A 25,265-nucleotide genomic window follows, 5' to 3' on the forward strand; every position below is an offset into this window, starting at 1 on the left:
TCAGGCCTTCGCCACGGCTTCAAGCCAGGACAGGACGGCGTCCACGTCATCCAGCCGGTAGCGCGCGGCTGTCTCGCGCTCTGGTCCGACCAGCACGCCATAGCCGCCCAGGGCGGCCGCCGCCTCGAACCCATGTTCGTCGGTCAGATCGTCGCCCAGCATGACGGGGATCGCCCCGTGGAACGGCTCGTCCTGCATGAAGGCGGTCACGGCCGTGCCCTTGTCGGCGCCGGGCGTCTTCAGTTCCAGCACCATGTGACCAGGTTGAAGGCTCAGGCCAGTCTCGGCCTGAAGGCGCTGCGCCAGCGCCACCGCCGCCGCTGTTTGATCCGGCGCCTGACGATAGTGCAGACCGGCGGACACGCCCTTGTCCTCAACAATCACGCCCGGCCGGTCGGCCGCGAAGGCCTCGAACGCCGTCAAAGCCGCAGCCACGCCGGCGTCGGCCGCCTCTCGTTGGATCGAACCATCCTTGAGCCGGCGCTCAAGCCCGTGCACGCCGGACGCCGAGGTCAGGGCCGAGCCCGAAATCCGATCGATCTCGACGATGGTGCGCCCGCTGACGATGGCGACGCGACCGCTCAGACGAGCTTCGACAGCCTTCAGCACCGCCGTGCGGCGCGAGAGGGGGCCCACGCCGTCGGGGGTCGGCGCCATGGGGGCGAGAACCCCGTCCATATCCAGGAACAGGGCCACCCCGTCTGCAAGGACAGGGGGCGTGGGTAACAGAAGCGCGGCGGCTCCGGCGTGAGACGGCATGTGAGTTCGGACTCTTTCTTGACTTCCCCAGCGTCCGACAACGCACCAGTGCGGCAAAGGTTGACCCGAAAGCGACAAAGTCGTCTGAAAGGTCGTGTTGCGCGCGGCCTTGGGATGGGGCAAATCGCGCGGCTCGAACCAAGGAGAGCCCGGAGACGGGCCCGTCAGACCATGCCTGAGATCATCCATTCGTCTCCCGAAGACATCGCCGTGATGAACGAACGCGCCCGCGAGGTGATACGGCTGAACGTCGAGGCGCTTGAGGCGCTGGAGCGGTCCATCGACGTTTCCATGGCGCGCGCGGTCGATGTGATCATGAGCCGGCCGGGCTATGTGATCGTGACCGGCATGGGCAAGTCGGGCCATATCGGCGGCAAGATCGCCGCCACTCTGGCCTCCACCGGCACCAGCGCCTTCTTTGTCCATCCCGCCGAGATGAGCCATGGCGACCTGGGCATGCTGCGGCCCGACGTCACCGTGCTGGCCATTTCCAACTCGGGCGAGAGCCGCGAACTGCGCGATCCGCTGATCTATTGCCAACGCAACGGCATCCCTGTCATCGCCATAACCCAGCGCCCGGCCAGTTTCCTGGGTCGTAACGCCGCCGTCTGCCTGACAATGCCCAAAGTGGCCGAGGCCTGCCCCAATGGCCTGGCGCCGACCACCTCGACTCTAATGACCCTGGCCCTGGGCGACGCTCTGGCCATGGTTCTGATGGACCGCCGGGCCTTCAGCGCCATGGATTTCGGCCTGCACCACCCCGGCGGGGCGCTGGGCATGAGCCTGCAGAGCGTGCGCGAATGGATGGGCGACAACGCCGCCGCCCCCGCCAGCGTGCCGCTGAACGCCAGCTTCAGCGAAGTCGTCTCAGCCATCACCGAGGGTCGCAAGGGGGCGGTCGCGGTCCTTCAGGCGGATGGATCCCTCGCTGGAATCGTCACCGACGGCGATTTACGTCGCGCCTTCCAGCGCGACATCACCAATCTGACCGCCGCCGATATCATGGGCGCCAATCCGATCACGGTCGAGCCGGAAGCGCGGATGAGCGACGTCGTCGATCTTCTGACCGCCAACAAGATCGCCAATCTGTTCGTGGTCGAGGAAGGCCGACCGACCGCCATCGTCCATATCGCGGAACTGATGCAGGCCGGCTACGTCGCCTGAAGGTCCGAAGATGCGCATCCTCTACGACGCCAGCCGGTTGATGAGCCGGGCCGACCGTTCCGCCCCGACCGGTGTGGACCGGGTCTGTCTAGCCTATGCCGAATGGCTGCTGTCCCGGTCAGACGTCGTCACCATACCGGTACGCGGTCGCAGGAATCGGTTGGTGGCCGTAAAGGCCAGCTGGTTCCGCAACTTCGTCGCCGACCTGCGGAGCAGATGGAACGGCGCGAACGACGCCCAAGGCGATCTGGCGCACGAAGCGCGGCTGCTGGGCGCTCTGGCCGCCGCCGTCCGGCCCGAGACGTCCGTTGTCAGCCCGCCGCCCGGTCCGATTGCGGAAAAGCCTGCTGACAAGGGGCGGGTGCTGAAGCAGTTCTTTCGGTCACGCCATGGCGCCGCCCTGCCGGCGGCGGACCTGTATCTGAATGTGGGCCACACCACTCTGCACGATCCCTCGGCGCTGAAGGAACTGGAGGCGGCTGGCGTCGAGCGCGTCGTTCTGATCCACGACCTGATTCCTGTCACCCACCCGGAGTTCTGCCGGCCCGGCGACGGGGACAAACATCACGCCCGCGTGGCCAACACCCTCCGCCACGCCAGCCGGGTGATCGTCAACTCGGCCTATACCGAGCACGAGCTGCGCGCCTTCGCCTCGCGCGAAGGTCTGCCCCAGCCGCCGGTTCACGTCGCCCATCTCGGCTTGGAGCCCGCCTTCGGCGTCGGCGAAGCTTTCGCGGCCCCGCGACCCTATTTCGTCCATGTCGGCACCATAGAGGCGCGCAAGAATCTGGCGCTTCTGCTGACCTTGTGGAGACGGCTGGAGGAACGACTCGGCGACCAGACCCCATCGCTGGTTCTCGTCGGCCGGTACGGCTGGGAGAACGAGGCGGTGCTGGATCATTTGGAACGGTCGCCGAACCTGCGGGGCGTGGTGCACCAGGCCTCTAATCTGTCCGATGTCCTGCTGGCGCGGCTGATGCGCGGCGCGCGGGCAGTCCTGGCCCCATCTTCCGTCGAAGGGTTCGACCTGCCTGCGGTCGAGGCCCGCGCCATGGGGCTGGCGCTGATCGCCTCAGACATCCCGCCCCACCGCGAACTGACGCCTGAAGCGGAGCTGATCGATCCACTGGATGGACTAGGGTGGCTGGCGGCGATAGAGCGCGCGGCCCTGAGCCCGCCGACCGTTCCGGCGGCCCGTCCCGCACCCTCCTGGCCCGCGCACTTCGAGATTGTCGCCGACGCCATAGGCCTTAAGCCGCGCTCCCCTCTGGCGGGAGTCTCCAAAGGCTTGTAATCAATCCGCGAACAAGGGCCGACCCGCTTCATGACTCGCACCATCCTGCCCCTCGCCATCGTCGCCATTCTGGGCGGCTGCTCTACGCTGCCGCGCGATGGGCCCTCAGGGGCTTCGATCAACGCGGGAGCCACCACCGCCCAGACCCAGGGCAGCTACGCCCTGGTGCCCCTGACCTATGAGGTGACCGAGCGGATGAAGGCGGTCCCGCCCCAGTTCTTCGGCACCCTGGCTGCGGCGTCGAGCGAACAACCCGCCGATGTCATCGGCGTCGGCGACACTTTGACCATTTCGATCTACGATCCGTCCGGCGCCCTGTTCGGCGGGACGCTCGGCGGGGGCTCCAACGCCAATCGCACCCAAGCGACCCTGTCGGGCGGCTCGCAGGCCCTTCCCGGCGTCACGGTCGACCGCAGCGGATCGGTCGCCGTGCCCTTCGCCGGCCAGGTGCGCGTCGAGGGCCTGACGCCGCCCCAGGCGGCGGCGGCGGTTCGCCGGGCCCTGGTCGGCAAGGTCGCCAATCCCCAGGTTCTTGTCGGCATCGCCGACAACGCTTCCAATACAGTCAATGTCTTCGGCGACGTGCGCCGACCCGGTCGCGCCCCCCTGGGGGTCAACAGCGACCGCATCCTCGACGTGATCGCGGCCGCAGGCGGCTCGGCGCGTGAAACCGACGACCTGACCATCAGCATCCAGCGCGGCGGCCAGACCTATACGGCGCCGATGACGGCCGTGACGACCGAGTTCGGCGAGAACGTCCGCCTGCAACGCGGCGACGTGATCAATGTCCAGTACAAGCCCCGTCGCTTCTCGACCTTCGGCGCCCTTAACGCCGTGACCCAGGTCGACATGCCCGCCGGGCCGATGACCCTGACCGGCGCCATGTCCAAGGTCGGCGGACTGAACACCAACACCGCCAACGCCCGTCGCGTCATGGTCTTCCGCTTCGAGCGGCCTGAAGTCGCCGAGGCCCTAGGCATCACCCAGCCGGCTACGCCGAAGGGTGTGCCGGTGGTCTATCAACTCGACTTCAACGAGGCCGCCAACGTCTTCGCCGCCACCAATATGCAGATCATGCCGGAAGACGTGATCTATGTACCCCTGGCCGGCGCTGCCGAGGCCCGTAAGTTCTTCGAGGTTGTCCAGAGCCTTACCCGCGTCGTCTATGACGTGTCAGTGACCAGCTCTCTCAACACCGACTGAGGGTGCGGACGCGCTGGCAGATCCTAATGTCGCGACTGACCGGGCCCGACTCCGGTCGGTCGCAAAGGACAGACATCCATAGCGCGGCGACATCCCCCTTTGATCGTCCTTCTGATACCGAGCCGGGCGCCCCAGACCCTCTGGACATCGCCCTCGCCGAGATCGAGGCGGGGGCCCTGGAAGTCTATGCCCGCGCCGGACTGCCGACCGACCCAGGGCATTATCGCAAGCCGCCCGACACGGACGCCTGGACCTTCATCGCCGCCACGCTGCCGCCCGAGGCGCGCTTTGCCCTGACGTTGGAGCATCCAGCGGAAATGGGCTGGCGTTTCGCGCGGCTGCAGGACTTGGGTGCAAGGTCCGATCGCCCCGATCTGCAAGCCGCCTCGCGCTTGCTGAACGATATTGCCGATCTTCGAGCGGCGCGGCGCGGCCGTCTGACCGAGGACCATCTAATCGTCGCCATGGAGCTGGGCGGAGCTTGGCGGGCGCTCAGAGACTCCAAGGCCGTAAAGGCGTCGCGCCTGACCTTAACGCCGCCTTCCTCGCCCAAGAAGCCGCGCGCCAAGCGCGACAAAGGGGTGAAGCCGCGCTAGGAACGCCGCCTTCCCCGAACGCCAGAGCTTGCCCATGTCCGACGCGCCCGAATATCCGCCCGAAACCCCACCCGTGGGCCGCATCATCGCCATGCCGGCCGACACCAATCCCGAAGGCGACATCTTCGGCGGCTGGCTGCTGGCCCAGATGGACGTGGCTGGCGCAACACCGGCCTTCGAACTGGCCCAGGGGCGTTGCGCCACCGTCGCCCTGGACGGCATGGTGTTCCACCAGCCGGTCGCCGTCGGCGACGAGGTCAGCATCTACGCCGAGGTGATCGGCACCGGCCGCACCTCGATCCGCATCCACGTCGAGGCCTGGAAACGGTCGCGCGGCCAGCCCCTGGCCACTTCGGTGCGCGTGACCCAGGGCGTCTTCACCTATGTGGCCATCGACGAGAACCGCAAACCCCGCCCCCTGCCCGGCAAGGAATAGGCGGTCCCCTCAAGGTATGGCGCCGTCCGGTTGACAGCAGCGCAGCCGGGCCGACAAATGCTCAGGCCGTTTGGGGGAACAGCATGATCGTCATCGCCGCCTATATCGCGGGTCTCTTTCTGGTTCTGCGGGAGGCCGTTCCGTGGCTTAAGGCGCGAGCGTCGGGGGTCATCTACACGCGCGGCCACCGACGCCATAAGGTGTTGCGCGCGGAAGAGCCGGAACGCTTCGCGGCTCTGGCCGCGAACCGGTTTCGAGCCATAGGCGTCGGCGCACTGGTTCTCGCGCTCGCCGTCGGCTGGACCGTTTGGACCCTCTTCGGCGCCGTTTTACAGGCCGCTGCACCGCTGTAGAACAGCGTGCGACGCCTGGAAATCTTGACCTCGCGCCGGGGCGCGCCTACGTCCCGGCCATGGCCATCCGACGCATCCTCACCATCGACATCCCCGCCGACCTGGCGATTCTGAAACAGGTGTCCAAGCCGGTCGCGGGCGTCGATGACGCCGTGCGCGCCCTGATGGACGATATGCTGGAGACCATGTACGCCGCGCCGGGCATCGGCCTGGCCGCCGTACAGATCGGCGCCCTGGACCGGGTCATCGTCATGGACCTGGGGGATCGCGACGGAACCGTCTGCGAAACCGAAGAGGAAGACACTCCGGAAGCCGCCGAGGCGCGCAAGAACCCGCGCTTCTTCGCCAATCCGGAGATCCTGTGGACCTCGGACGAGCTCTACACCTATGAAGAGGGCTGCCTGTCGATCCCCGAGTATTTCGACAAGGTGGAACGCCCGGCCCGCGTCCGCATTCGCTATCTGAACCGTGACGGTCAGTCGGTGGAGGAGGAGGCTTCGGGCCTCTACGCCGTCTGCATCCAGCACGAGATGGACCACCTTAACGGCGTGCTCTTCATCGACCACCTGTCGCGGCTGAAGCGGGATCGCGCCGTGACTAAGGTCAAGAAGGCCGCCCGCGACAGGATCGCCGCCTGATGACTCGACGCCCCACTCGCCCCATCCGCCGCGGCCAGTCCCTGGTCATCGACACCCAAGGCCGCCGTCGCCTGACCCGCAGTCAGAAGATCGGCGTCGCCGGGGTCGCCACCCTGGCCGGCGTCGCCGTGCTGGGCGTGGTGGCGGGCCTGCTGCTGGACCGGCTGCTCGATTTCGACGACGCCCTGGACGCGGGCGGCGAATGGGACGAGGGCGGCGGCGTCTTCACCCGCTGGCAGTAAACCTCTAAAGGCGTGGCCATGCGCCTTGCCTTCATGGGAACTCCCGACTTCGCCGTGCCGTCCCTGGCCGAGCTTCTCGCCTCGGGCCATGAGATCGTCGCCGTCTATTCGCAACCGCCGCGCCCCAGGGGCCGGGGGCAGAAGCTGACGCCGTCGCCGGTTCACGCCTTCGCCGAGACCATGGGCCTGCCGGTCTTCACGCCCGAGAGCATGAAGTCGCCCGAGGCCGTCGCCGACTTCCAGAGCCTGGACCTCGACGCCGCCTGCGTCGTCGCCTACGGCCAGATCCTGAACGCCGAGGTGCTGGCCGCGCCCCGGCTGGGCTGTCTGAACCTGCACGGCTCCCTGCTGCCTCGCTGGCGCGGCGCGGCGCCGATCCAGAGGGCGATCATGGCCGGCGACGCCGAGACCGGGGTCCAGATCATGCAGATGAGCCTGGGCCTGGACGAAGGCCCGATCCTGCTGGGCGAGCTGATGGACATCCGGCCCGACGATACCGCCGCCAGCCTGTCCGAGCGCATGGCCCATGTCGGCGCCGGCCTGTGGCCCAGAGCGCTGGCCGCCATCGATCGCGGCGGCGTCACCCCGACCGAACAGGTCGGCGAGCCGACCTACGCCAGGAAGATCACCCCCGCCGAGGCCCGCATCGACTGGACCCGTCCGGCGGCCGAGGTGGACGCCCATATCCGCGGCCTGTCGCCCTTCCCCGGCGCCTGGTTCGAGGCCCCGTCGGAAGCCGGACCGGTTCGGATCAAGGCCCTGCTGTCGGCCCTTGCCGACGGCTCGGGCGCGCCCGGCGAGACCCTGGACGACGCCCTGACCGTGGCCTGCGGAACCGGCGCCGTTCGCCTGATCCGCGTCCAGCGCGAGGGCAAGGCGGCGCAATCGGCCGAGGAGATGCTGCGCGGCTTCGCCCTGCCGGCCGGGACCGTGCTCGGCTGATGCCGCGCTACAAGCTGACCCTGGAATACGACGGCACGGCCTATAACGGCTTTCAGGCCCAGGCGGACCAGCCCACGGTTCAGGGCGCGGTCGAGGCCGCCATACTGGCCTTTTCGGGCGAGCAGATCCGCATCGCTGCGGCGGGCCGCACCGACACCGGCGTCCATGCGACGGCCCAGGTGATCCATGCCGATCTGGAGCGCGACTGGCCGGTGGATACCGTCCTGAACGCCATCAACGCCCATCTGATCAAACAGGACGTCTGCGTCCTGTCCGCCGAATACGCGCCTGATCCGGAGTGGCATGCGCGGTTCTCGGCCACCGGCCGGGGCTATCTGTACCGGATCCTGAACCGGCGGCCCCAGCCGGTGCTGGAGCGGGACCGGGTCTGGCACGTCAAGAAGAGCCTGGACGCCGAGGCCATGCACCATGCGGCCCAGGTCCTGGTCGGGCATCACGACTTCACCACCTTCCGCGACGTGGGCTGCCAGTCGAAGTCGCCGATCAAGACCCTGGACGTGGCCCGAGTCTCTCGCTTCGGCGAGGAGGTGCATCTGGTCTTCCAGGCCCGCAGCTTCCTGCACCGCCAGGTCCGGTCGATGGCCGGCACCCTGGTCGAGGTGGGTCTAGGCCGCTGGACCGCCCACGACGTCAAGGCGGCGCTGGAGGCGAAGGACCGCGCCCGGTGCGGCCCCGTCGCCCCCTCGGCGGGGCTCTATCTCAGCGGCGTGCGCTACGACTGAACCCCGCCTGGGGCCGGATCAGCCGCGCTGCTGAACCAGGACCTCGGCGATCTGGACCGCGTTCAGGGCCGCGCCCTTCCGCAGATTGTCGTTGGAGACGAACAGGGCGAGGCCGTGCTCGACCGTCGGATCAGGACGCACCCGGCCGACGAAGACCGGATCCTGACCTGCGGCCTCCAGCGGGTTCGGCACGGCCGTCACCACCACGCCCGGCGCCTGGGCCAGCAGTTCCAACGCCTGGGCCGCCGACAGCGCCCGCTCAAACTCGACATTGATCGACAACGAGTGGCCGGTGAAGACCGGCACCCGCACGCAGGTGCCGGAGACCGGCAGGCCGGGGATTTCCAGGATCTTGCGGCTCTCGTCGCGCAGCTTCAGCTCCTCGTCGGTATAGCCGTCCTCGCCCAGGCTGTAGTTCAGGGCCACGACATTGGCGGCGATCGGCACGACCCACTTCTCCGGCGCGCCGAAGTCCACGGACCCGCCGTCGCGGGCCAGAGCCGCGCCCTGTCCCACGGCCGCACGCGACTGATCCTCCAGCACCCGGATCCCCTCGACCCCGCCGCCCGACACGGCCTGATAGGTCGAGACCGTCAGACGCTTCAGCCCCGCCGCGTCGTGCAGGGGCTTCAGCACCGGCATGGCGGCCATGGTGGTGCAGTTGGGGTTGGCGATGATCCCCTTGGGCAGGTCAGCCAGGGCGTGGGGGTTCACCTCGGCGACCACCAGCGGCACTTGCGGATCAGAGCGCCAGGCGGACGAGTTGTCGATCACCACCGCGCCGGCGGCGGCCACCTTGGGCGCCAGGGCCTTGGACGTGTCGCCCCCGGCCGAGAAGAAGACGATGTCCAGCCCAGCGTAGTCCGCCGTCGCCGCATCCTCGACCACAATCTCGGTCTCGCCGAAGCGGATCGTCTTGCCCGCCGACCGGGCCGAGGCGAACAGGCGCAGCGAGGCCAGCGGGAAGTTCCGCTCGGCCAGCAGGCCGCGCATCATCTCGCCGACGAGGCCGGTGGCGCCGACGATGCCCACGTGGGGGGGATTGAACGGGGAAAAGGACATTCAGGCGTCTCCTGGAAGGATGGAGGCGCGGGGTTCAGCCGGATCGACCGCCCCGCGCATCGGCGGGGCTTGGGATCGGGGTTCGGCGCTTCAGACCTCGCGCACACCCGAAACCGCCCCGCCGAAGCCGGTGGTTTTCAAGGTAATCGCTTTGGTCATGGTGCGGGTCACGGCGACGCCCTCTAAGGGCAAGGATCGGTCGTGTAAACAGACGTTTGCACAAAAGATCGGCCCGGCCGCCCAGTTTCTCCGGCTACACGCGCACAAATCCGTCGCCGCCGCCGCTGCAAAACCCTCGGGCGGTTCGAAATTGCGCTGCACCCCAGAAAACAGTGCAATGTGCAAAAGAGTGCAATTGGGCGGGCCTCCCTTCGGTATCGACCGGCGGGAGTATAGGCCCGCTGGAAGGCATGGTTAGTTGGAGGGCGAATCTTTCAGTCAGGCGGTTGTTTTACCGACGGAATATTTTCGAAATTTGGATAGCTGATTGCCGTTGCAGACCGACCCAAGGTCCGCAACGGGTGGTTAGCGCGCATCGGCGCTCGGTGCGTGGGGCGATGCTAATCGGCTACGGGGCCGACCAGCCGGGGAGCGACGAACTCCGGTCCACACCGATCAAAGCGTTCAGGATGATCGGAAAGCAGCCCTGGCGCGCCTCCCCCGAAAAAGGGACGACAAAAAAAAGGGCGGGGCCTCGCGGTCCCGCCCTTGTCGTTCAGGCTTTGGGCGCCGTCAGTTGCGATAGGCCGGCGGCATCGGCGTCTGTTGCCGATAGCGGTCGCGCAGCAGCAGGGCGCGGCTGGTCAAGGGTTGCTCGACCCCGTCGATGAAGACGGCCGAGGCCTGACTGAGCGGCTCCAGCGGGTCGCCCGACCAGACCACGACGTCGGCGGCGGCGCCCGGCGCGATCTGGCCGAACTGGCCGCCCATGCCGAAGATCCGGGCCGGATTGACCGTCAGGGCGGCGATGGCGGCGCCATAGGGCAGGCCGTGCGAGACGGCGTTGCCGGCGTTGTAGCGGGCCTCGCGGGCGCGGTGGGTCGAGCCCTCGTTGCCCTTGATGGCGATCACCACGCCGGCCGCGTTCAGGGCCGCCGCATTCTCCATCCGCGCCGCCCGCATCTCGAAATCGCTGGGCAGGTTGGAGATGGGGTTCAGCAGGACGGGCACGCCCGCCGCGGCGATGTCGCCGGCGACCAGCCAGCCTTCCTCGGCGCCGTCCAGGATCAGCTTGATCCCTTCCTCGCGCGCCAGACGCAGCACCTGCTGGATGTCGGACGCCCGGTGGACGCTGACGATCAGGGGCATGGAGCCGTTGGCGACCGGGATCAGGGCCTCCAGGTCCGCGCGCGACAGGCTGAGGTCGCGCAGGCCCGCCCGCTCATAGGCCGACTTGTTGCGGGCGTAGAGGCGGACCTCGGCCATCGTCTCCTTGAACAGGACGAACTGGGCCCCGCGCGCGCCGCCGGCGATGTCGGCCCCGGCCTCGCCGAACGGGGCGACCATGGCCACGCGCGGCTTGACCAGGATGTTCGCGTCCTGACCCAGGTCGATGACCGCCGCCTGGCCTGCGAACAGGCCGGGCGTCTGATAGCCGCCGTCGCCGGCGCCGGCCGTCTCGTCCTCATGCACATGGCCGCCGGACGAGCCGGGGTGCTGGGGCACGACCACGGCGCGGGTGATGCCGCCCAGACGCGCCACCGGCAGGGTGAAGGACCAGGGGTCCAGGCCGTAGGAGATGTCGAAGGCGGCGCTGAGGGTGTTGGCGCTGTTGCGCAGTTCGTTGGTGCCGCTGACGGCGCCGACCTCGGTCCCGGCGAGACCGGAATCGACGGCGACGAAGCCGGGGGCGACCACCTTGCCGGTCGCGTCGATGACGCGGGCGCCGGACGGCGCCGCGCCGGCGCCGACCGAGACGATCTTGCCGTCACGGATCACGACCGTGCCGCCCTCGATGACAGAGGTTCCGGTCAGGACGCGCCCGCCGACGATGGCGACGGTGTCCTGGGCGAGGGCGGGGGCGGCGAGAGACAGAGCCGCCACGGCGCCCGCGAGGATGTGGGACAGACGCATCAGCGGGCTCCTTCGGCGACGTTGGCGGCGGTCAGGCCATAGCCCGGCTGGCCCAGCTCGAAATCGCTGGTCGGCTGATAGGCGGGGTTGGTCCGGTCGAAGGTCAGGGCGCCGTCGATGAAGACCTGGTCGGCGCGGGCGTAGATCGAGAAGGGATCGGCGCTCCAGATCACCACGTCGGCGCGCTTGCCGGCCTCCAGCGAGCCGGTCTGGTCGGCGATGCCGATGGCCTTGGCGGCGTTGGAGGTGATCCAGCCGATGGCGTGCTCTTCCGAAATGTTCAGCCCGGCGCGACGACCGGCCGACAGGGCCGCGGCGGCTTCCTGGTTCAACCGTTGAGTCAGTTCCGCGTCGTCGGAGTGGATGACGGCGCACGAGCCCTGTTGCGCGTCGACCAGGGCGGCGTTCTCCTCGATGGCGTCCAGGGCCTCCATCTTGAAGCCCCACCAGCCGGTCCACATGGCCGCGCAGATGCCGTTGGCGGCCAGTTGCGGGGCCAGTTTGTAGGCCTCGGTGGCGTGGTGGAAGGTGGTGATGCGATAGCCGAATTCCTTGGCCATATCGATCATCATGGCCATTTCGTCGGCGCGGTAGCAGTGATTCTGGATCAGGATCGACCCGTCCAGCACCCCCGCCAGGGTCTCGTTTTGCAGGTTGCGGGTCGGGGCCGCGCCCTCGCCGTCCTCGCGCCACTTGTCCCACTTGGCCTTGTAGTCGCGCGCGGCGATGAAGGCGGCGCGGTAGCCGGCCATATTGCCCATGCCGGTCGCCGGGCTCTGGTTACGGCCGCCATAGACGCGTGACGGGTTCTCGCCGCAGGCCATCTTGACCGTATAGGGGGCGTCCGGGAATTTCATGCCCTGCATGGTGATCGAGGGCGTGTTGCGAATGGTGACGCCCCGGCCACCGAACAGATTGGCCGAGCCGGGCAGGATGTGAAGCGTGGTGACGCCGCCGGCGCGGGCGGTGTTGAAGCCCGGATCCTGGGGCCACAGCGAATGTTCGGCCCAGACCTGGGCGGTGTTCGGGCTGGTGGCCTCGTTGCCGTCGCTCATGCCCTGCACGCCGGGCGACGGATAGACGCCCAGGTGGCTGTGGACGTCGATGACGCCGGGGGTGACATAGCGGCCGCGCGCCTCGATCACGCGATAGCCGGCGGGGACTGGGGTCGAGGCGTCGCCGACAGCGGCGATCTTGCCGTCGGTGACCACGACCACGCCGTTCTCGATCTTGCGGTCCGTGCCGGTCAGGACGGTCGCGCCGACCACGGCGAAATTCTCGCGCGGCAGGGGCTGATAGGTGGACGGATAGGGGTTCAGGGTGGTCGCCGGATCCAGGCCGGCGGCCAGGGTCTTGTCCTTGGACGGCGCGGCGGCCTCCGAGTCCGCGCCCGTGGTGGCGCAGGCCGCCAAGCTCAGCATAGGCAGGCCGAGCACAGCGCAGCCTATGGCCGCGAGGCTGACGCCCCGCAGATGATGTCCGATCATCAGATCCCCTCTTCCCGACGACACGCCAGCCCGACGTGTCTTGCGACCGTCATAGGAGGGTCATCCGGCAAAGGCGTCAAAAGATTTCGATGTTCGATAAGCGGGCGGGCGTGTTGCTCCTAGCTTTCGTCATTCCGGGCGAAGGGCCGCTTGGCCCGGAGCCCCGGAACCCAGCGGCGCGCGTGAGCGCGAACCTGTCGCGGACTCGATCTTCAAACAGCCTGCGGCGCATGGATTTCGCCTTCGGCGCCGCTGGGTTCCGGGTCTTCGCTGCGCTTCGCCCGGAATGACGAAAGAAGGGCTACGGCGAGGTCAGACGCTCTGGACGCGCCTGTCCCTGACCGCTAACGGCACGCGCATGAACGACGACGAAAACCCCCATCTCGACCGGCCGCTGCGGTCGTTCGGCCGGATCAAGGCGCGGCCGATCAAGCCGCGTCAGGCGGCGCTGATGGACAGCCTGCTGCCCGAAATCGCCGTGCCGGACCCCAAGGCCGGTCCGCTGGACCCCAAGACGATGATGCCCGAGGCTGCTGAGGTGTGGCTGGAGATCGGTTTCGGCGGCGGCGAACATATGGCGGCCCAGGCGGCGACGCGGCCCGACGCCCTGGTGATCGGCTGCGAGCCCTTTCTGAACGGGGTCGCCTCGGCCCTGCGCCATGTCGAGGAGGGCGGGCTGAAGAATGTCCGCATCCACGCCGACGACGCGCGCGACCTGGTCGACGCCCTGCCTGACGCCTCGGTCGACCGGGTGCTGATCCTCTTCCCCGACCCCTGGCACAAGGCGCGGCACAACAAGCGCCGCCTGTTGCAGGACGAAACGGCCCAGGCCTTCGCCCGCATCCTGAAGCCGGGCGGCGCGCTGCGCTTCGTCACCGACTGGCGCGACTATGCCGAATGGACGCTGGAACGGCTGGAGCGCACGCCGGGGCTGGAGCGGATCGGCGCGGCGGATCAGGACTGGTTTGTCCCTCCGGCGGACCATGTGGTCACCCGATACGAGGAGAAGAAGCTGGGCGACACCGCGCCGATCTTCCTGGAATACCGGCGCACAGCCTGAGGCGGGGTCTACGGAGTTTTACGTAGTTTAAGCATAGACGCCTGTTTAACGAACTTCATTAGTGATGGTCCCTAAGTAGAATAACGGGGACGGACCATGAAGGCGTTGACGATCGGCGGCAGGATCAATCTGCTGGCCCTTGTGACCATGGCGGGTCTGCTGGTGATCACCGGCCTGTCCCTGATGCGGCTGGACGCCGTGATGCGCGAAGACATCGCCGACCGCACCAAGAAGTCCGTCGAGATCGCCCACAGCGTCGTCGCCTATTATCAGGGCGAGCAGGCGGCCGGTCGGTTGACGCAAGACCAGGCCCAGACCGCCGCCAAGGCCGCCGTCGGCGCCATGCGGTACGGTGCGGACGACTATTTCTGGATCAACGACATGCATCCCACCATGGTGATGCACCCGATGAAGCCGGCGCTGAACGGCACGGACCTGAGCGCGAACAAGGACGCCGACGGCGTGCTGATGTTCAAGGAATTCGTCGCCGTGGTGCAGAAGGACGGCGAGGGCTTCGTCGAATATCAGTGGGCCAAGCCGAACCAGGAGGGGGCCTCGCCCAAGATCTCCTATGTGAAGGGCTTCGCGCCCTGGGGCTGGGTGATCGGCTCGGGCGTCTATACCGACCAGATCGCGGCGGCCGTGGGCAAGGCCGCCCTGGCCCTGGGTTCCATGGCCCTGCTGGTGCTGCTGGCGGTCGGGACAACGGGCTGGTTCATCGGCCGGTCGGTGTCGGCCCCCGTGGTGGCGCTGGAGCGGCGGATGCGCGGCCTGGCCGAGGGCGACAAGACCTCCGAGATTCCCGGTGTCAAACGCGGCGACGAGATCGGCAAGATGGCCGCCGCCCTGGCCGTCTTCCGCGACGCCGCCATCGAAAAGGACCGGCTGGAGGCCGAGACCCTGTCGCAACGCTCGATGAGCGAACAGGAACGGGCCGCGCGCGAGGCCGAAAAGGCCGCCGAGGCCGAAGCCGACCGCGTCACCATCGCAGCCCTGGGCCAGGGTCTGTCAGCCATGGCCGACGGCGACCTGACCTATCGGATCGAGGCGGAGTTCGCGCCCAAGGCGGCCCAGCTGAAGACCGACTTCAACGCCGCCATCGCCCAGCTGCAGCAGGCCGTCGCCGTGGTGGTCGCCAATATCGCCGGCATTCGTTCGGGCGCCGGCGAGATCTCGCAGGCCGCCGACGACCTGTCGCGCCGCACCGAACAACAGGCGGCGGGCCTGGAAGAGACCGCGGCTGCGCTGGACGAGATCACCGCCACGGTCAACAAGACCGCCTCGGGCGCTCGCCAGGCCTCCGAAGTCGTCCAGGCGGCCAAGGGCGACGCCGAGACCTCGGGCGTCATCGTTCGCGACGCCGTCGAAGCCATGCAGGCCATCGAGGGGTCTTCGGATCAGATCAGCCAGATCATTGGGGTCATCGACGAGATCGCCTTCCAGACCAATTTGCTGGCCCTGAACGCGGGCGTTGAAGCCGCCCGCGCCGGCGAGGCCGGTCGCGGCTTCGCCGTCGTGGCTTCGGAAGTCCGCGCCCTGGCCCAGCGTTCGGCGGAAGCCGCCAAGGAGATCAAGACCCTGATCTCGACCTCGACGGCCCAGGTCGGGTCGGGCGTCAAACTGGTCGGCCAGACCGGGGAAGCCCTGCAACGGATTGTGGATCGTGTCGCCGAGATCGACGGCCTAGTCTCGGAAATCGCCGCCTCGGCCCAGGAACAGGCCGTGGGCCTGGCCCAGGTCAACACCGCCGTGAACCAGATGGACCAGGTCACCCAGCAAAACGCCGCCATGGTCGAGCAATCGACCGCGGCCAGCCATTCGCTGTCGCAGGAAGCTCAGTCGCTTCAGGCCTCGGTGGCCCAGTTCAAGGTCGGGGACACGCGCCGTGCGTCCACGCCGGTCGCCGCGCCACGTTCTGAGCCCCGTCCCGAGACTCGTTCCGCCGCCTCGGCGCCGGTCCGCTCGACCCATATGGCCGCCGCCCTGAAAACCCTCGGTCGCGGCGGCGCGGCGCCCGCACATCACGCCGCCCCGGCGGCGGACGGATGGGAAGAGTTCTGATCCTCCTCCAATGGGAATAAAGAACGACGATATGTAATTGGCCCTAGGTCGTGGTTTACACTTCTTGTCGATTTGGAAACCATAAATTGGCTCCAGCTTCAGGCGTCGCCTGTCCGCGCCGCGGACTGTCCTTTTCCGCCCCTTGAGTGATGTCCGGCGGGCGGGGCGTGTGTTCGCATCGCGCAGACGGGATCGTGACGACTGAGGCTCCGACACAAGGGGCCGCCTGGATGAAGATCACTGTCAGGAACCGTCTGCTGGCCGGCCTCGCCGCCATGGGCGCGGCGCTGTGCCTCATCGCGGCGGTCAGCTGGCTGTCCGCCGCCGCCGCCGGGGCGCGGATCCAGACCATCATCGTCGACCGGGTCGCCCCCATGCAGGCGCTGAAGGTGGTCAGCGATATGTACGCCGTCAACATCGTGGACACGGTGCATAAGGCGCGCTCGGGCGCCTATAGCCAGCAACAGGCGATCGACAGCGTTCGCCAGGCCAAGGGCCTGATCCAGACCAACTGGGCCGGCTTCAAGGACCTCAGCGGGGCCTCGCCCGAGGAGCAGGCCCTGATCGACACGGCCAACGCCAACCTGCCGCGCGCCGAGGCCGTGACGGCCCAGCTCGAGGCCATACTGGCGTCGGGCGACCGGGCCGCCCTGGCGTATTTCGCCGACAACACGCTGTATCCGGCCATCGATCCCCTGACCGCCGCCATCGGCGCCCTGGTCGATCTGCACGCGCGGGTCGCGCGCGAGGAGGCGGTCGCGGCCCAGCACGCCTTCCGCCTGTCCCTGATCGCCATGGGGGTGATCAGTCTTCTGGCGATCCTGACCCTGATCTCGGCGACCCGGTTCGTTCTGACGGGCGTCACCGCGCCCCTGGACGCGCTGACGCGGACGATGCGCCGCCTGGCCGCAGGTGAGCAACAGATCGATATTCCCGCCGTGGGCCGCCGCGACGAACTGGGCGAGATGGCCGCCGCCCTCATCGTCTTTCGCGACGCCGCCGAGGCCAAGCGAAAGGCCGACGCCGATCTGGTCGACGCGCGGGCCGCAGCGGAACGCGAACGCCAGGCCGCCGGCGAGGTGGTCGAGCGGGAACAGCAGGCGCTGGTGGTTCGATCCTTCGGCGTGGGCCTGTCCAAGCTGGCGGACGGCGAGCTGACCTATCGCGTCACCTGCGACCTGCCGCCGGAGTATGCGCAGCTGCGCGACGACTTCAATCGGGCCATGGACCAGTTGCAGCAGGTCATCGGCGTGGTCCTGGGCAATGTCGCGGGCCTCCGCTCGGGGGCGGGGGAAATCACCCAGGCGTCGGACGATCTGGCGCGGCGCACCGAACAGCAGGCGGCCTCGCTGGAAGAGACGGCGGCGGCCCTGGATCAGATCACCGTCAACGTCAACAAGACCGCCTCGGGGGCGCGTCAGGCCTCGGACGTGGTTCAGGCCGCCAAGGGCGACGCCGAGACCTCGGGCGTCATCGTGCGCGACGCCGTCCAGGCCATGCAGGCCATCGAGGGCTCGTCCAACGAGATCAGCCAGATCATCGGGGTGATCGACGAGATCGCCTTCCAGACCAATCTGCTGGCCCTGAACGCCGGCGTGGAAGCGGCGCGCGCTGGCGAGGCCGGTCGCGGCTTTGCGGTGGTCGCCTCCGAAGTGCGGGCCCTGGCCCAGCGTTCGGCCGATGCCGCCAAGGAGATCAAGACCCTGATCTCGACCTCGACCAGCCAGGTCGGGGCGGGGGTGACCCTGGTCGGCCAGACGGGCGAGGCCCTGCAACGGATCGTGGACCGGGTGGCGGAGATTGACGGTCTGGTGTCGGACATCGCGGCCTCGGCCCAAGACCAGGCCATCGGATTGGCCCAGGTCAATACGGCCGTGAACCAGATGGACCAGGTCACCCAGCAGAACGCGGCCATGGTCGAACAGTCCACCGCCGCCAGCCATGCCCTGTCGCAGGAGGCCGAGTCGCTTCAGGTCTCGGTGTCCCAGTTCAAGGTCGAAACAAGCGGCGTCAGGCCGGCCGCCGCGCCCTTGCCGGTGCGTCCGTCGGCCCGCCCCATGGTTCAGGCGTTGAAGACCCTGGGTCGCGGCGGCGCGGCGCCCAAGTCTGAGGCCGAGTCCGAGGGTTGGGAAGAGTTCTGACGTCGGCGGGGCGCTGGTCCGCCGCGCGGTGAACGCCGGTATATGTAGTTTACCCTAAGGCCTCGTTTACACATCGTCCCGATACGGGACGCCACAATCGCGCAGGCTTCAGACCTCATCCCTCTGTCGCCCCGGGGGACCTTGATCGTCCATCTTTCCGGGGCCGCATGGCCGGAGCGCCTGAGGCTGGGTTCAAGCCTTGAACCCTGTCGGTGCTGTGGCTTCTGGAGATGGCCGTGAACAAAATTCTGTCCGACACCAAGGTCGCGGTGAAGATCATCGTGCCCCTGATCCTGCTGGCCCTTGTGGGGCTGGGGGGCGCCGCCTACAGCGCCTGGGAGATGAAGCGGATCGACGCCGACTACAGCCGGCTGGTCGATGTTGAGGGCGTCGCCCTGGTGAAGATGGTCCGGGTCAATCGGACCGTTCAGGGTCTGGGCTATGACGCCTACAAGATCTTCGCCTATGACGGCGCCTCGGCCGAGGCGCGCGATGCGGCTGATCACGCGAAGGAAAAGATCCAGACGATCGAAACCTTGCTCACCGAGGCCGAGTCCACAGCGCCCCACTGGAAAGACGAGATCGAGAGCTTCCGCGGCCCCTTGAACGAAATCCGAACCCTGGTCGGCCGGTCGGTCGAGTTCGGCCTCATCAATGACAAGGCGGCGGAGCGGGTTCTGCTGACTCAGCTCGACGCCAAGATGGCCGATCTGGTCCCCAAGTTGACCGCCTTCACCAACGCCAAGGTCAAACTGAGCGCCGAAGAGTCGGCTCAGCTCTCGCAGAACGTCAATACGGCGGCGCTGAAGACCCTGATCGCCATCGCCCTGGCGACCGTCGCCGCCCTGGCCGCCGGCCTTGTCGTGGCCCGGTCCATCGTCGGCGCCCTGACCGGAATCGGCGATCGCATGGGGCGGCTGTCCGGCGGCGACACCACGATCGACGTGCCCCACGCCCAGCGCAAGGACGAGCTGGGCAAGATGGGGATCGCCCTGATCGCCTTCCGCGACGCCGCCGTCGAGAAGATGGAGCTGGAAGCCGAGGGCGCGGCCCTGCGCACCCAGTCGGACGAGGAGCGGGCCCGCAACCAGCGCGCCGCAGACGCCCTGGCCCGCGAGCAGGCGACCGTGGTCGCGGCCCTGGGCGAAGGGCTGGAACATCTGACGCGGGGCGACCTGACCTACAGCATCACCCAGGACTTCCCGGGCGATTACGCCAAGCTGAAAGCCGATTTCAACACCGCCATCGCCCAGTTGCAGCAGGCCATGGGCGTGGTGCTGGGCAATGTGGCGGGCATCCGATCAGGCGCCGGCGAGATCTCGCAGGCCGCTGACGACCTGTCGCGCCGCACCGAACAACAGGCCGCTTCGCTGGAGGAAACAGCTGCGGCCCTGGATGAAATCACCGCCACCGTGAACAAGACCGCCTCGGGCGCGCGCCAGGCCTCGGACGTGGTTCAGTCCGCCAAGGGCGACGCCGAGACCTCGGGCGTCATCGTCCGCGACGCCGTCGAAGCCATGCACGCCATCGAGGGGTCCTCGGCCCAGATCAACCAGATCATCGGCGTCATCGACGAGATCGCCTTCCAGACCAATCTTCTGGCCCTGAACGCCGGGGTCGAGGCGGCCCGAGCGGGCGAGGCCGGTCGCGGCTTCGCCGTCGTGGCTTCGGAAGTCCGCGCCCTGGCCCAGCGTTCGGCGGAAGCGGCGAAAGAGATCAAGACCTTGATCTCGGCCTCGACCACCCAGGTCGGCTCGGGCGTGAAACTGGTCGGCCAGACCGGCGAGGCTTTGCAACGGATCGTGGATCGTGTCGCCGAGATCGACGGCCTGGTCTCGGAAATCGCCGCCTCGGCCCAGGAACAGGCCGTGGGCCTAGCCCAGGTGAACACCGCCGTCAACCAGATGGACCAGGTCACCCAGCAAAACGCCGCCATGGTCGAGCAATCGACTGCGGCCAGCCATTCGCTGGCCCAGGAGGCCGAGGCGCTTCAAACGTCGGTGGCCCAGTTCAAGGTCGGCGAGACGGCCCGCGCCGCTCCGGCCCTGCGTTCGGCGCCCAAGCCTGCGCGCCCTGAGCCCCGGCCCGCCGCCTCTGCGCCCGCCCGCTCGAACCATATGGCGGCGGCGATGAAGACCATCGGGCGCGGCGGCGCGGCGCCTGCGCCCCAGGCCGCTCACCAGGCCGCTCACCAGGCCGCGCCGGCTTCGGAGGGCTGGGAGGAATTCTAGGGCCGAACCGGCGACGGGGGCTGGCGCGGCGGCGATGAACCGGCCAGCTATGGCGTTCCCCACTGGAGCCCTGGCTGGAGCCCTGAAATGACCCTCTCGATCTACGACGTCGCGGTCCCCGTCCTCGTGCGCGGTCTGACCAATCTGTCGGGCTTTCTGGACAAGGCGTCGGCGGACGGCTTTGACGAAGCCGTTCTGATCCAGGCCCGGCTTCATGAGGACATGCGGCCTCTGCCCGCCCAGATCCAGCTGGCGTCGGACACGGCCAAGGGCGCCGTGGCGCGGCTGGCGGGCGTCGATAACCCGGCCATGGCCGACACCGAGACCAGTTTCGCCGAACTGAAGGACCGGATCGCCCGCACCCTGGCCTTCATCGACAGCGTTGATCCCGCCGCCTTCGTCGGCGCCGAGACCCGGCCGGTGACGCTGAAGACGCCCAGCCGCGAGATGAATTTCGACGGCCTGGGCTATCTGACCAGTTTCGTCTTGCCCAATTTCCATTTCCACGTCACGACCGCCTACGCCATCCTGCGCAAGGAAGGCGTGCCGTTGAGCAAGATGGATTATCTGGGGCGGTTGGCGCTGATCTGAGGCGGATTAAGCGCTGAGATAAATGGTGGTGACCTGACCAGGCAAGCGAACTGCTGCCGCGCTGATGATTCTTGGTCTCGGCTCGGTTGCGCCTCCATCAAAGGCCACCCCAGAGCCGACAAGCAGGAGTCGAGGTTGGTAGCCGCCGGTGGAGTCAACATATAGGCACATTGACACCTGAGCTTTGCAGTTCTAGCTGTCATCAACTCCAAGTTGATGGCACGTGATGGATTTCTCAACGACGGCAAGTAAACTGTCTCGAGGGCCGCTCGGGATAATTGCACTTCTAATAGTGCTCGTTTATGCCTTGGCATCGATAGTAGCTGGAGCTGCTACTTTCAGTTCGTCAATGGAGCGTATACCGCTCGTCTACTTTATGGTCTTGTTTCCTGTTTTGGTGCTGGGTTGTTTCACTTGGCTTCTGGCGCGCCATCCTACAAGTTTGTATCCGCCAACAGACTTCAAAGACGAGAGAAACTACTTAGAAGCTCAGCGGATCGCGCGAGCTACGGGGGCGCTGGTAGCTGCTAATTTAGCAAGCACTTCAGGGAAATCTCCAGATCAAGCTGTAGCCGAAGCGGTAGCGGCCATCGATCAAGCGCCCAGACGAGGCGAGGAGGGGCGGTGCATTTTGTGGGTGGATGACCGTCCTGAGAACAATAGGCTTTTACGAGATGCTATGCGTGAGTTTGGCATAGATGTTCATATAGCTTTGTCCACTCAACAGGCGCTGGATGCCTTAAGGCGTCAGGAATTTTCAGCGATCATCTCAGACATGGGGCGAGTGGAGGGGCCGCAAGAAGGCTACGTCCTGCTTGAGGCGGTAAGATCTCAAGGCCTCAGGCTGCCATTCTTCATATACGCGGGCTCGAATCTGGACGAGCACAGGAAGGAAGCGCTGCGGAGAGGCGCCCAGCTGTCAACCAACGATGCAAATGAGCTGTTCAGACAAGTTATAAGGACTGTCTCTGGGGATGTGAGCTGATTGGGGCTGACAAGCGATCCTGAACCGCCTATACGGCCCTCCACATCGTTAGACCGGCGTCCAACGGCGTCGTTCCAAGCGGCGGCCCGGACGGACCGCCGCTTTTGTTTTGGATAATCGCCGCTTGCGCGCAAGAACCGCCCAGGACCGCCAACTGCTGGAGCTGATCGACCCCATCGCGGAGTCGCTCGGTCTCGAGGTCGTGCGCGTCCGCCTGATGACCGGCTCCAAGCGCCAGCGTCTGCAGATCATGGCCGAACGCCCGTCCGACCACGACATCTCGGTCGAGCAATGCGCCAAGCTGAGCCGGGCCGTGTCGGAGGTGTTCGACGCCGCCGACCCCATCGCCGGCGAATATATGCTGGAAGTTTCGTCGCCCGGCATCGACCGACCCCTGACCCGTCCCATCGACTTCGACCTGTTCGAGGGCGAGGAGGCGCGGCTGGAGACGGACCGGATGATCGAGGGCCGCAAGCGGTTCAAGGGCGTTCTGGCCGGCTATGAGGACGGCAATGTCCTGATCGACCTGGACGGCGAGGACGAAACCGCCCTGATCCCCTTCGACTGGTTGAGCGATGCGAAACTGGTCCTGACCGACGCCCTGATGAAACGGGGCGCCGCCATTCGCGCCGCGCGCGGCGAACCTGAAGACGACGGCCTGCCGGAAGGTGAGGCCGCCGAAGACACAACCGACACCACGACCCCTTCTGAGGACAACGCCTGATGGCCGTCACCGGTATTTCCGCCAACCGCCTCGAACTGCTGCAGATCGCCGAGGCCGTGGCTAGAGAGAAGAACATCGAGCGCGAGATCGTCATCGAGGCGATCGAGGAGGCGATCCAGAAGGGCGCCAAGTCGCGTTACGGCGCCCATCACGACATCCGCGCCAAGATCGACCACAAGACCGGCGAACTGGCCCTGACCCGTCACGTCACCATCGTCGAGGACGACTGGCAGCCGGAAGACGAGCTGGAAGAGTTCAACGACAGCGCCATGGTGCGCCTGAAGGACGCGCTGAAGCGCGATCCCGAGGCCGAGGTCGGCAAGGAATATGTCGAGACCCTGCCGCCGTTCGAGTTCGGCCGCGTCCAGACCCAGATGGCCCGCCAGGTCGTGACCGGCAAGGTCCGCGAGGCCGAGCGCGCCAACCAGTACGAAGAGTTCAAGGATCGCGTCGGCGAGATCGTCAACGGCACGGTCAAGCGCGTCGAATACGGCAACACCATCGTCGACCTGGGCCGGGGCGAGGGCGTCATGCGCCGCGACCAGTCCATCCCGCGCGAAGTGTTCAACATCGGCGACCGGATCCGCACCTACATCTACGACGTCCGGCCCGAGGCCAAGGGCCCGCAGGTCATGCTGTCGCGCGCGCACCCCGGCTTCATGGCCAAGCTGTTCGCCCAGGAAGTGCCGGAAGTCTATGACGGCGTGATCGAGATCCGCGCCGCTGCGCGGGACTCGGGCTCGCGCGCCAAGATGGCCGTCCTGTCGAACGACAGCTCGATCGACCCCGTCGGCGCCTGCGTCGGCATGCGCGGCTCGCGCGTTCAGGCGGTCGTCGCCGAACTGCAGGGCGAGAAGATCGACATCATCCAGTGGAACCCGGACGAGCCGACCTTCATCGTCAACGCCCTGGCCCCGGCCGAAGTCTCCAAGGTCGTGCTCGACGAAGAAGCCGGCCGCGTGGAAGTGGTCGTGCCCGACGAACAGCTGTCGCTGGCCATCGGCCGTCGCGGCCAGAACGTGCGTCTGGCCTCGCAACTGACCGGCTGGCAGATCGACATCATCACCGAGTCCCAGGACTCCGAGCGCCGCCAGCGCGAGTTCAGCGAGCGCACCGGCCTGTTCCAGGAAGCCCTGGACGTGGACGAGGTCATCGCCCAGCTGCTGGTCACCGAAGGCTTCGCCACGGTGGAAGACCTGGCCTATGTCGACCCGTACGAAGTCTCGGAAATCGAAGGCTTCGACGAAGAGACCGCCGAAGAGTTGCAGGCCCGCGCCCGCGACTTCCTGGACCGCAAGGCCGCCGAGCTGGACGCCAAGCGCGTCGAACTGGGCGTCGAGGACGGCGTGCTGCAGGTTCCGGGCGTGACCCTGGCCATGGCCGTCGCCCTGGGCGAAGGCGGGGTCAAGACCGTAGAGGACCTGGCCGACCTGGCCACCGACGAAATCCGCGGCGGCTACGAAGTGAAGAACGGCGAACGGGTCAAGGTCCCGGGCGTGCTGGAAAGCTTCAACCTGGCCCAGGAAGACGCCGAAATGCTGATCCTCCAGGCCCGCGTCGCCGCCGGCTGGATCGACGCCTCGGAACTGCCGCAGCCCGCGCCGGAAGAGGCCGAGGAAGACTTCGCCGACGGCGAATACGACCCGGACCAGGTGTTCGGCGAAGCCCCGGCTGAAGACGCCCCCGAAGACGCAACGGAGGTCCTCGCCGAGGACGACTCCGAACCGTCGAACGCGTGATGGGAGACCTGGCCACATATGAGCTTGCGCGACGCAACGATTGATCGGGAACGCCGGGACCTCGTCTCTCACGAGGTCATGGACGAATCTCGCCTGATCCGTTTCGTCGCCGGGCCCGATGGCCAGGTGGTTCCCGACCTGGGCAGGAAACTGCCCGGACGCGGCCTGTGGGTCGAAGCCAGCCGCACCTCGATCGAGACGGCGGTCAAGAAGAACGGCTTCACCCGCGCCGCCAAAACCAAGCTGACCGCCCCGGCCGACTTGGCCGATGTCGTCGAACGGCTGCTGTTCCGGCGCTGTCTCGACCAGCTGGGTCTTGCCCGGCGCGAAGGCGTGCTTATCTCTGGCTTCGAGAAGTCCGCCGCCAATCTGCGGGCCGGCAAGGTCGCCTGGGTGATCGAGGCCGCCGACGGTTCGGCCGACGGGCGTGGCAAAATCCTCGCCCTGGCCCGCCATCAGACCGCGAAAATCTGCGGCGCGTTCACTGTGGACGATTTGAGTTTGGCCCTTGGGCTGGAAAATGCGATACACGCCGTCCTGCTTGCGGGCGGACGGGCCGATCGGTGGACCATGGAGGTCGAACGATTGGCTGGATTTCGGCCGCTTCGCCCCGCTCACTGGGATCTTCCCAGGGACGAGGACGGATCGGCGGGAGCAACCCCTTCAGGGGCGAGCTAAGGATTTTGGCGGCCGAGGGCCTGTCTCCAAGGGCGGAGACGGGCTCACGGTCGTTCATGTGCA

At 67.3% G+C, this 25,265-nt stretch carries 23 protein-coding genes; 19 read left to right on the top strand and 4 right to left on the bottom strand.

The genetic code is table 11. The features are described from left to right. Positions 1-759: a trehalose-phosphatase gene (gene otsB, locus PKE72_RS11120; protein WP_271165437.1), complete on the bottom strand. Its 759-nt coding sequence runs from the start codon at positions 757-759 to the stop codon at positions 1-3. A 171-nt stretch (positions 760-930) separates the two neighbouring features. Between otsB and PKE72_RS11125 the strand changes: the two genes are divergently transcribed. From PKE72_RS11125 to truA, 10 genes are all read left to right on the top strand, one after another. Continuing rightward, positions 931-1,923: a KpsF/GutQ family sugar-phosphate isomerase gene (locus tag PKE72_RS11125; protein ID WP_271165438.1), complete on the top strand. Its 993-nt coding sequence runs from the start codon at positions 931-933 to the stop codon at positions 1,921-1,923. A 10-nt stretch (positions 1,924-1,933) separates the two neighbouring features. After that, entirely contained in the window at positions 1,934-3,217 is a 1,284-nt protein-coding gene (locus PKE72_RS11130) for a glycosyltransferase family 4 protein (RefSeq protein ID WP_271165439.1), read from the top strand. Between the two features lie 30 nt (positions 3,218-3,247). After that, positions 3,248-4,420, top strand: a complete 1,173-nt coding sequence (locus tag PKE72_RS11135; protein ID WP_271165440.1) for a polysaccharide biosynthesis/export family protein — start codon at positions 3,248-3,250, stop codon at positions 4,418-4,420. Positions 4,421-4,446: 26 nt separating this feature from the next. Then, positions 4,447-5,016 (top strand): hypothetical protein, encoded by a 570-nt coding sequence (locus PKE72_RS11140; RefSeq protein WP_271165441.1) that lies wholly within the window; start codon positions 4,447-4,449, stop codon positions 5,014-5,016. Positions 5,017-5,050: 34 nt separating this feature from the next. Further along, the gene (locus tag PKE72_RS11145; RefSeq protein WP_271165442.1) at positions 5,051-5,452 is read left to right on the top strand and encodes an acyl-CoA thioesterase; all 402 of its coding nucleotides are present in this window, start codon (positions 5,051-5,053) and stop codon (positions 5,450-5,452) included. An 83-nt stretch (positions 5,453-5,535) separates the two neighbouring features. Then, positions 5,536-5,805: a hypothetical protein gene (locus tag PKE72_RS11150; protein WP_271165443.1), complete on the top strand. Its 270-nt coding sequence runs from the start codon at positions 5,536-5,538 to the stop codon at positions 5,803-5,805. 59 nt (positions 5,806-5,864) lie between these two features. Next, positions 5,865-6,443: a peptide deformylase gene (gene def / locus PKE72_RS11155; protein ID WP_271165444.1), complete on the top strand. Its 579-nt coding sequence runs from the start codon at positions 5,865-5,867 to the stop codon at positions 6,441-6,443. After that, positions 6,443-6,685, top strand: a complete 243-nt coding sequence (locus PKE72_RS11160; protein ID WP_271165445.1) for a hypothetical protein — start codon at positions 6,443-6,445, stop codon at positions 6,683-6,685. The genes def and PKE72_RS11160 overlap by 1 nt, the downstream gene beginning before the upstream one ends. Before the next feature lie 18 nt (positions 6,686-6,703). Then, positions 6,704-7,627: a methionyl-tRNA formyltransferase gene (gene fmt / locus PKE72_RS11165; protein WP_271165446.1), complete on the top strand. Its 924-nt coding sequence runs from the start codon at positions 6,704-6,706 to the stop codon at positions 7,625-7,627. Next, the gene (truA, locus tag PKE72_RS11170) at positions 7,627-8,370 is read left to right on the top strand and encodes a tRNA pseudouridine(38-40) synthase TruA (RefSeq protein ID WP_271165447.1); all 744 of its coding nucleotides are present in this window, start codon (positions 7,627-7,629) and stop codon (positions 8,368-8,370) included. The genes fmt and truA overlap by 1 nt, the downstream gene beginning before the upstream one ends. Before the next feature lie 18 nt (positions 8,371-8,388). Here truA and PKE72_RS11175 read toward each other — a convergent pair whose 3' ends face one another. From PKE72_RS11175 to PKE72_RS11185, 3 genes are all read right to left on the bottom strand, one after another. Continuing rightward, positions 8,389-9,432: an aspartate-semialdehyde dehydrogenase gene (locus PKE72_RS11175; RefSeq protein WP_271165448.1), complete on the bottom strand. Its 1,044-nt coding sequence runs from the start codon at positions 9,430-9,432 to the stop codon at positions 8,389-8,391. Positions 9,433-10,164: 732 nt separating this feature from the next. Next, positions 10,165-11,505, bottom strand: a complete 1,341-nt coding sequence (locus PKE72_RS11180) for an amidohydrolase family protein (RefSeq protein WP_271165449.1) — start codon at positions 11,503-11,505, stop codon at positions 10,165-10,167. Beyond that, positions 11,505-12,992: an amidohydrolase gene (locus PKE72_RS11185; protein WP_271165450.1), complete on the bottom strand. Its 1,488-nt coding sequence runs from the start codon at positions 12,990-12,992 to the stop codon at positions 11,505-11,507. The genes PKE72_RS11180 and PKE72_RS11185 overlap by 1 nt, the downstream gene beginning before the upstream one ends. A 358-nt stretch (positions 12,993-13,350) precedes the next feature. Here PKE72_RS11185 and trmB point away from each other — a divergent pair, with 358 nt between their 5' ends. The 9 genes from trmB to PKE72_RS11230 all read left to right on the top strand — a co-directional run bounded on the left by trmB (position 13,351) and on the right by PKE72_RS11230 (position 25,202). After that, a complete protein-coding gene (gene trmB / locus PKE72_RS11190) occupies positions 13,351-14,052 on the top strand; it encodes a tRNA (guanosine(46)-N7)-methyltransferase TrmB (RefSeq protein WP_271165451.1) in 702 nt (233 codons plus the stop codon). Between the two features lie 96 nt (positions 14,053-14,148). Next, positions 14,149-16,113: a methyl-accepting chemotaxis protein gene (locus tag PKE72_RS11195; protein ID WP_271165452.1), complete on the top strand. Its 1,965-nt coding sequence runs from the start codon at positions 14,149-14,151 to the stop codon at positions 16,111-16,113. 230 nt (positions 16,114-16,343) lie between these two features. Continuing rightward, the gene (locus tag PKE72_RS11200) at positions 16,344-18,254 is read left to right on the top strand and encodes a methyl-accepting chemotaxis protein (RefSeq protein ID WP_271165453.1); all 1,911 of its coding nucleotides are present in this window, start codon (positions 16,344-16,346) and stop codon (positions 18,252-18,254) included. 230 nt (positions 18,255-18,484) lie between these two features. Further along, positions 18,485-20,485, top strand: coding sequence for a methyl-accepting chemotaxis protein (locus tag PKE72_RS11205; RefSeq protein WP_271165499.1), 2,001 nt, complete (start codon positions 18,485-18,487; stop codon positions 20,483-20,485). 87 nt (positions 20,486-20,572) lie between these two features. Beyond that, entirely contained in the window at positions 20,573-21,076 is a 504-nt protein-coding gene (locus PKE72_RS11210; protein ID WP_271165454.1) for a DUF1993 domain-containing protein, read from the top strand. Positions 21,077-21,425: 349 nt separating this feature from the next. Further along, positions 21,426-22,061 carry a response regulator gene (locus tag PKE72_RS11215; RefSeq protein ID WP_271165455.1) on the top strand — a complete coding sequence of 212 codons (636 nt, stop codon included), beginning with the start codon at positions 21,426-21,428 and terminating at the stop codon, positions 22,059-22,061. Positions 22,062-22,185: 124 nt separating this feature from the next. Further along, positions 22,186-22,785, top strand: a complete 600-nt coding sequence (gene rimP / locus PKE72_RS11220) for a ribosome maturation factor RimP (RefSeq protein WP_271165456.1) — start codon at positions 22,186-22,188, stop codon at positions 22,783-22,785. Further along, complete coding sequence (nusA, locus tag PKE72_RS11225) at positions 22,785-24,524, top strand: transcription termination factor NusA (protein WP_271165457.1); 1,740 nt, start codon at positions 22,785-22,787, stop codon at positions 24,522-24,524. The genes rimP and nusA overlap by 1 nt, the downstream gene beginning before the upstream one ends. Before the next feature lie 18 nt (positions 24,525-24,542). After that, positions 24,543-25,202, top strand: coding sequence for an RNA-binding protein (locus tag PKE72_RS11230; RefSeq protein ID WP_271165458.1), 660 nt, complete (start codon positions 24,543-24,545; stop codon positions 25,200-25,202). The last annotated feature ends 63 nt before the right edge of the window (positions 25,203-25,265 follow it).

Source organism: Brevundimonas intermedia (assembly GCF_027922165.1).
GTDB lineage: Bacteria > Pseudomonadota > Alphaproteobacteria > Caulobacterales > Caulobacteraceae > Brevundimonas > Brevundimonas intermedia.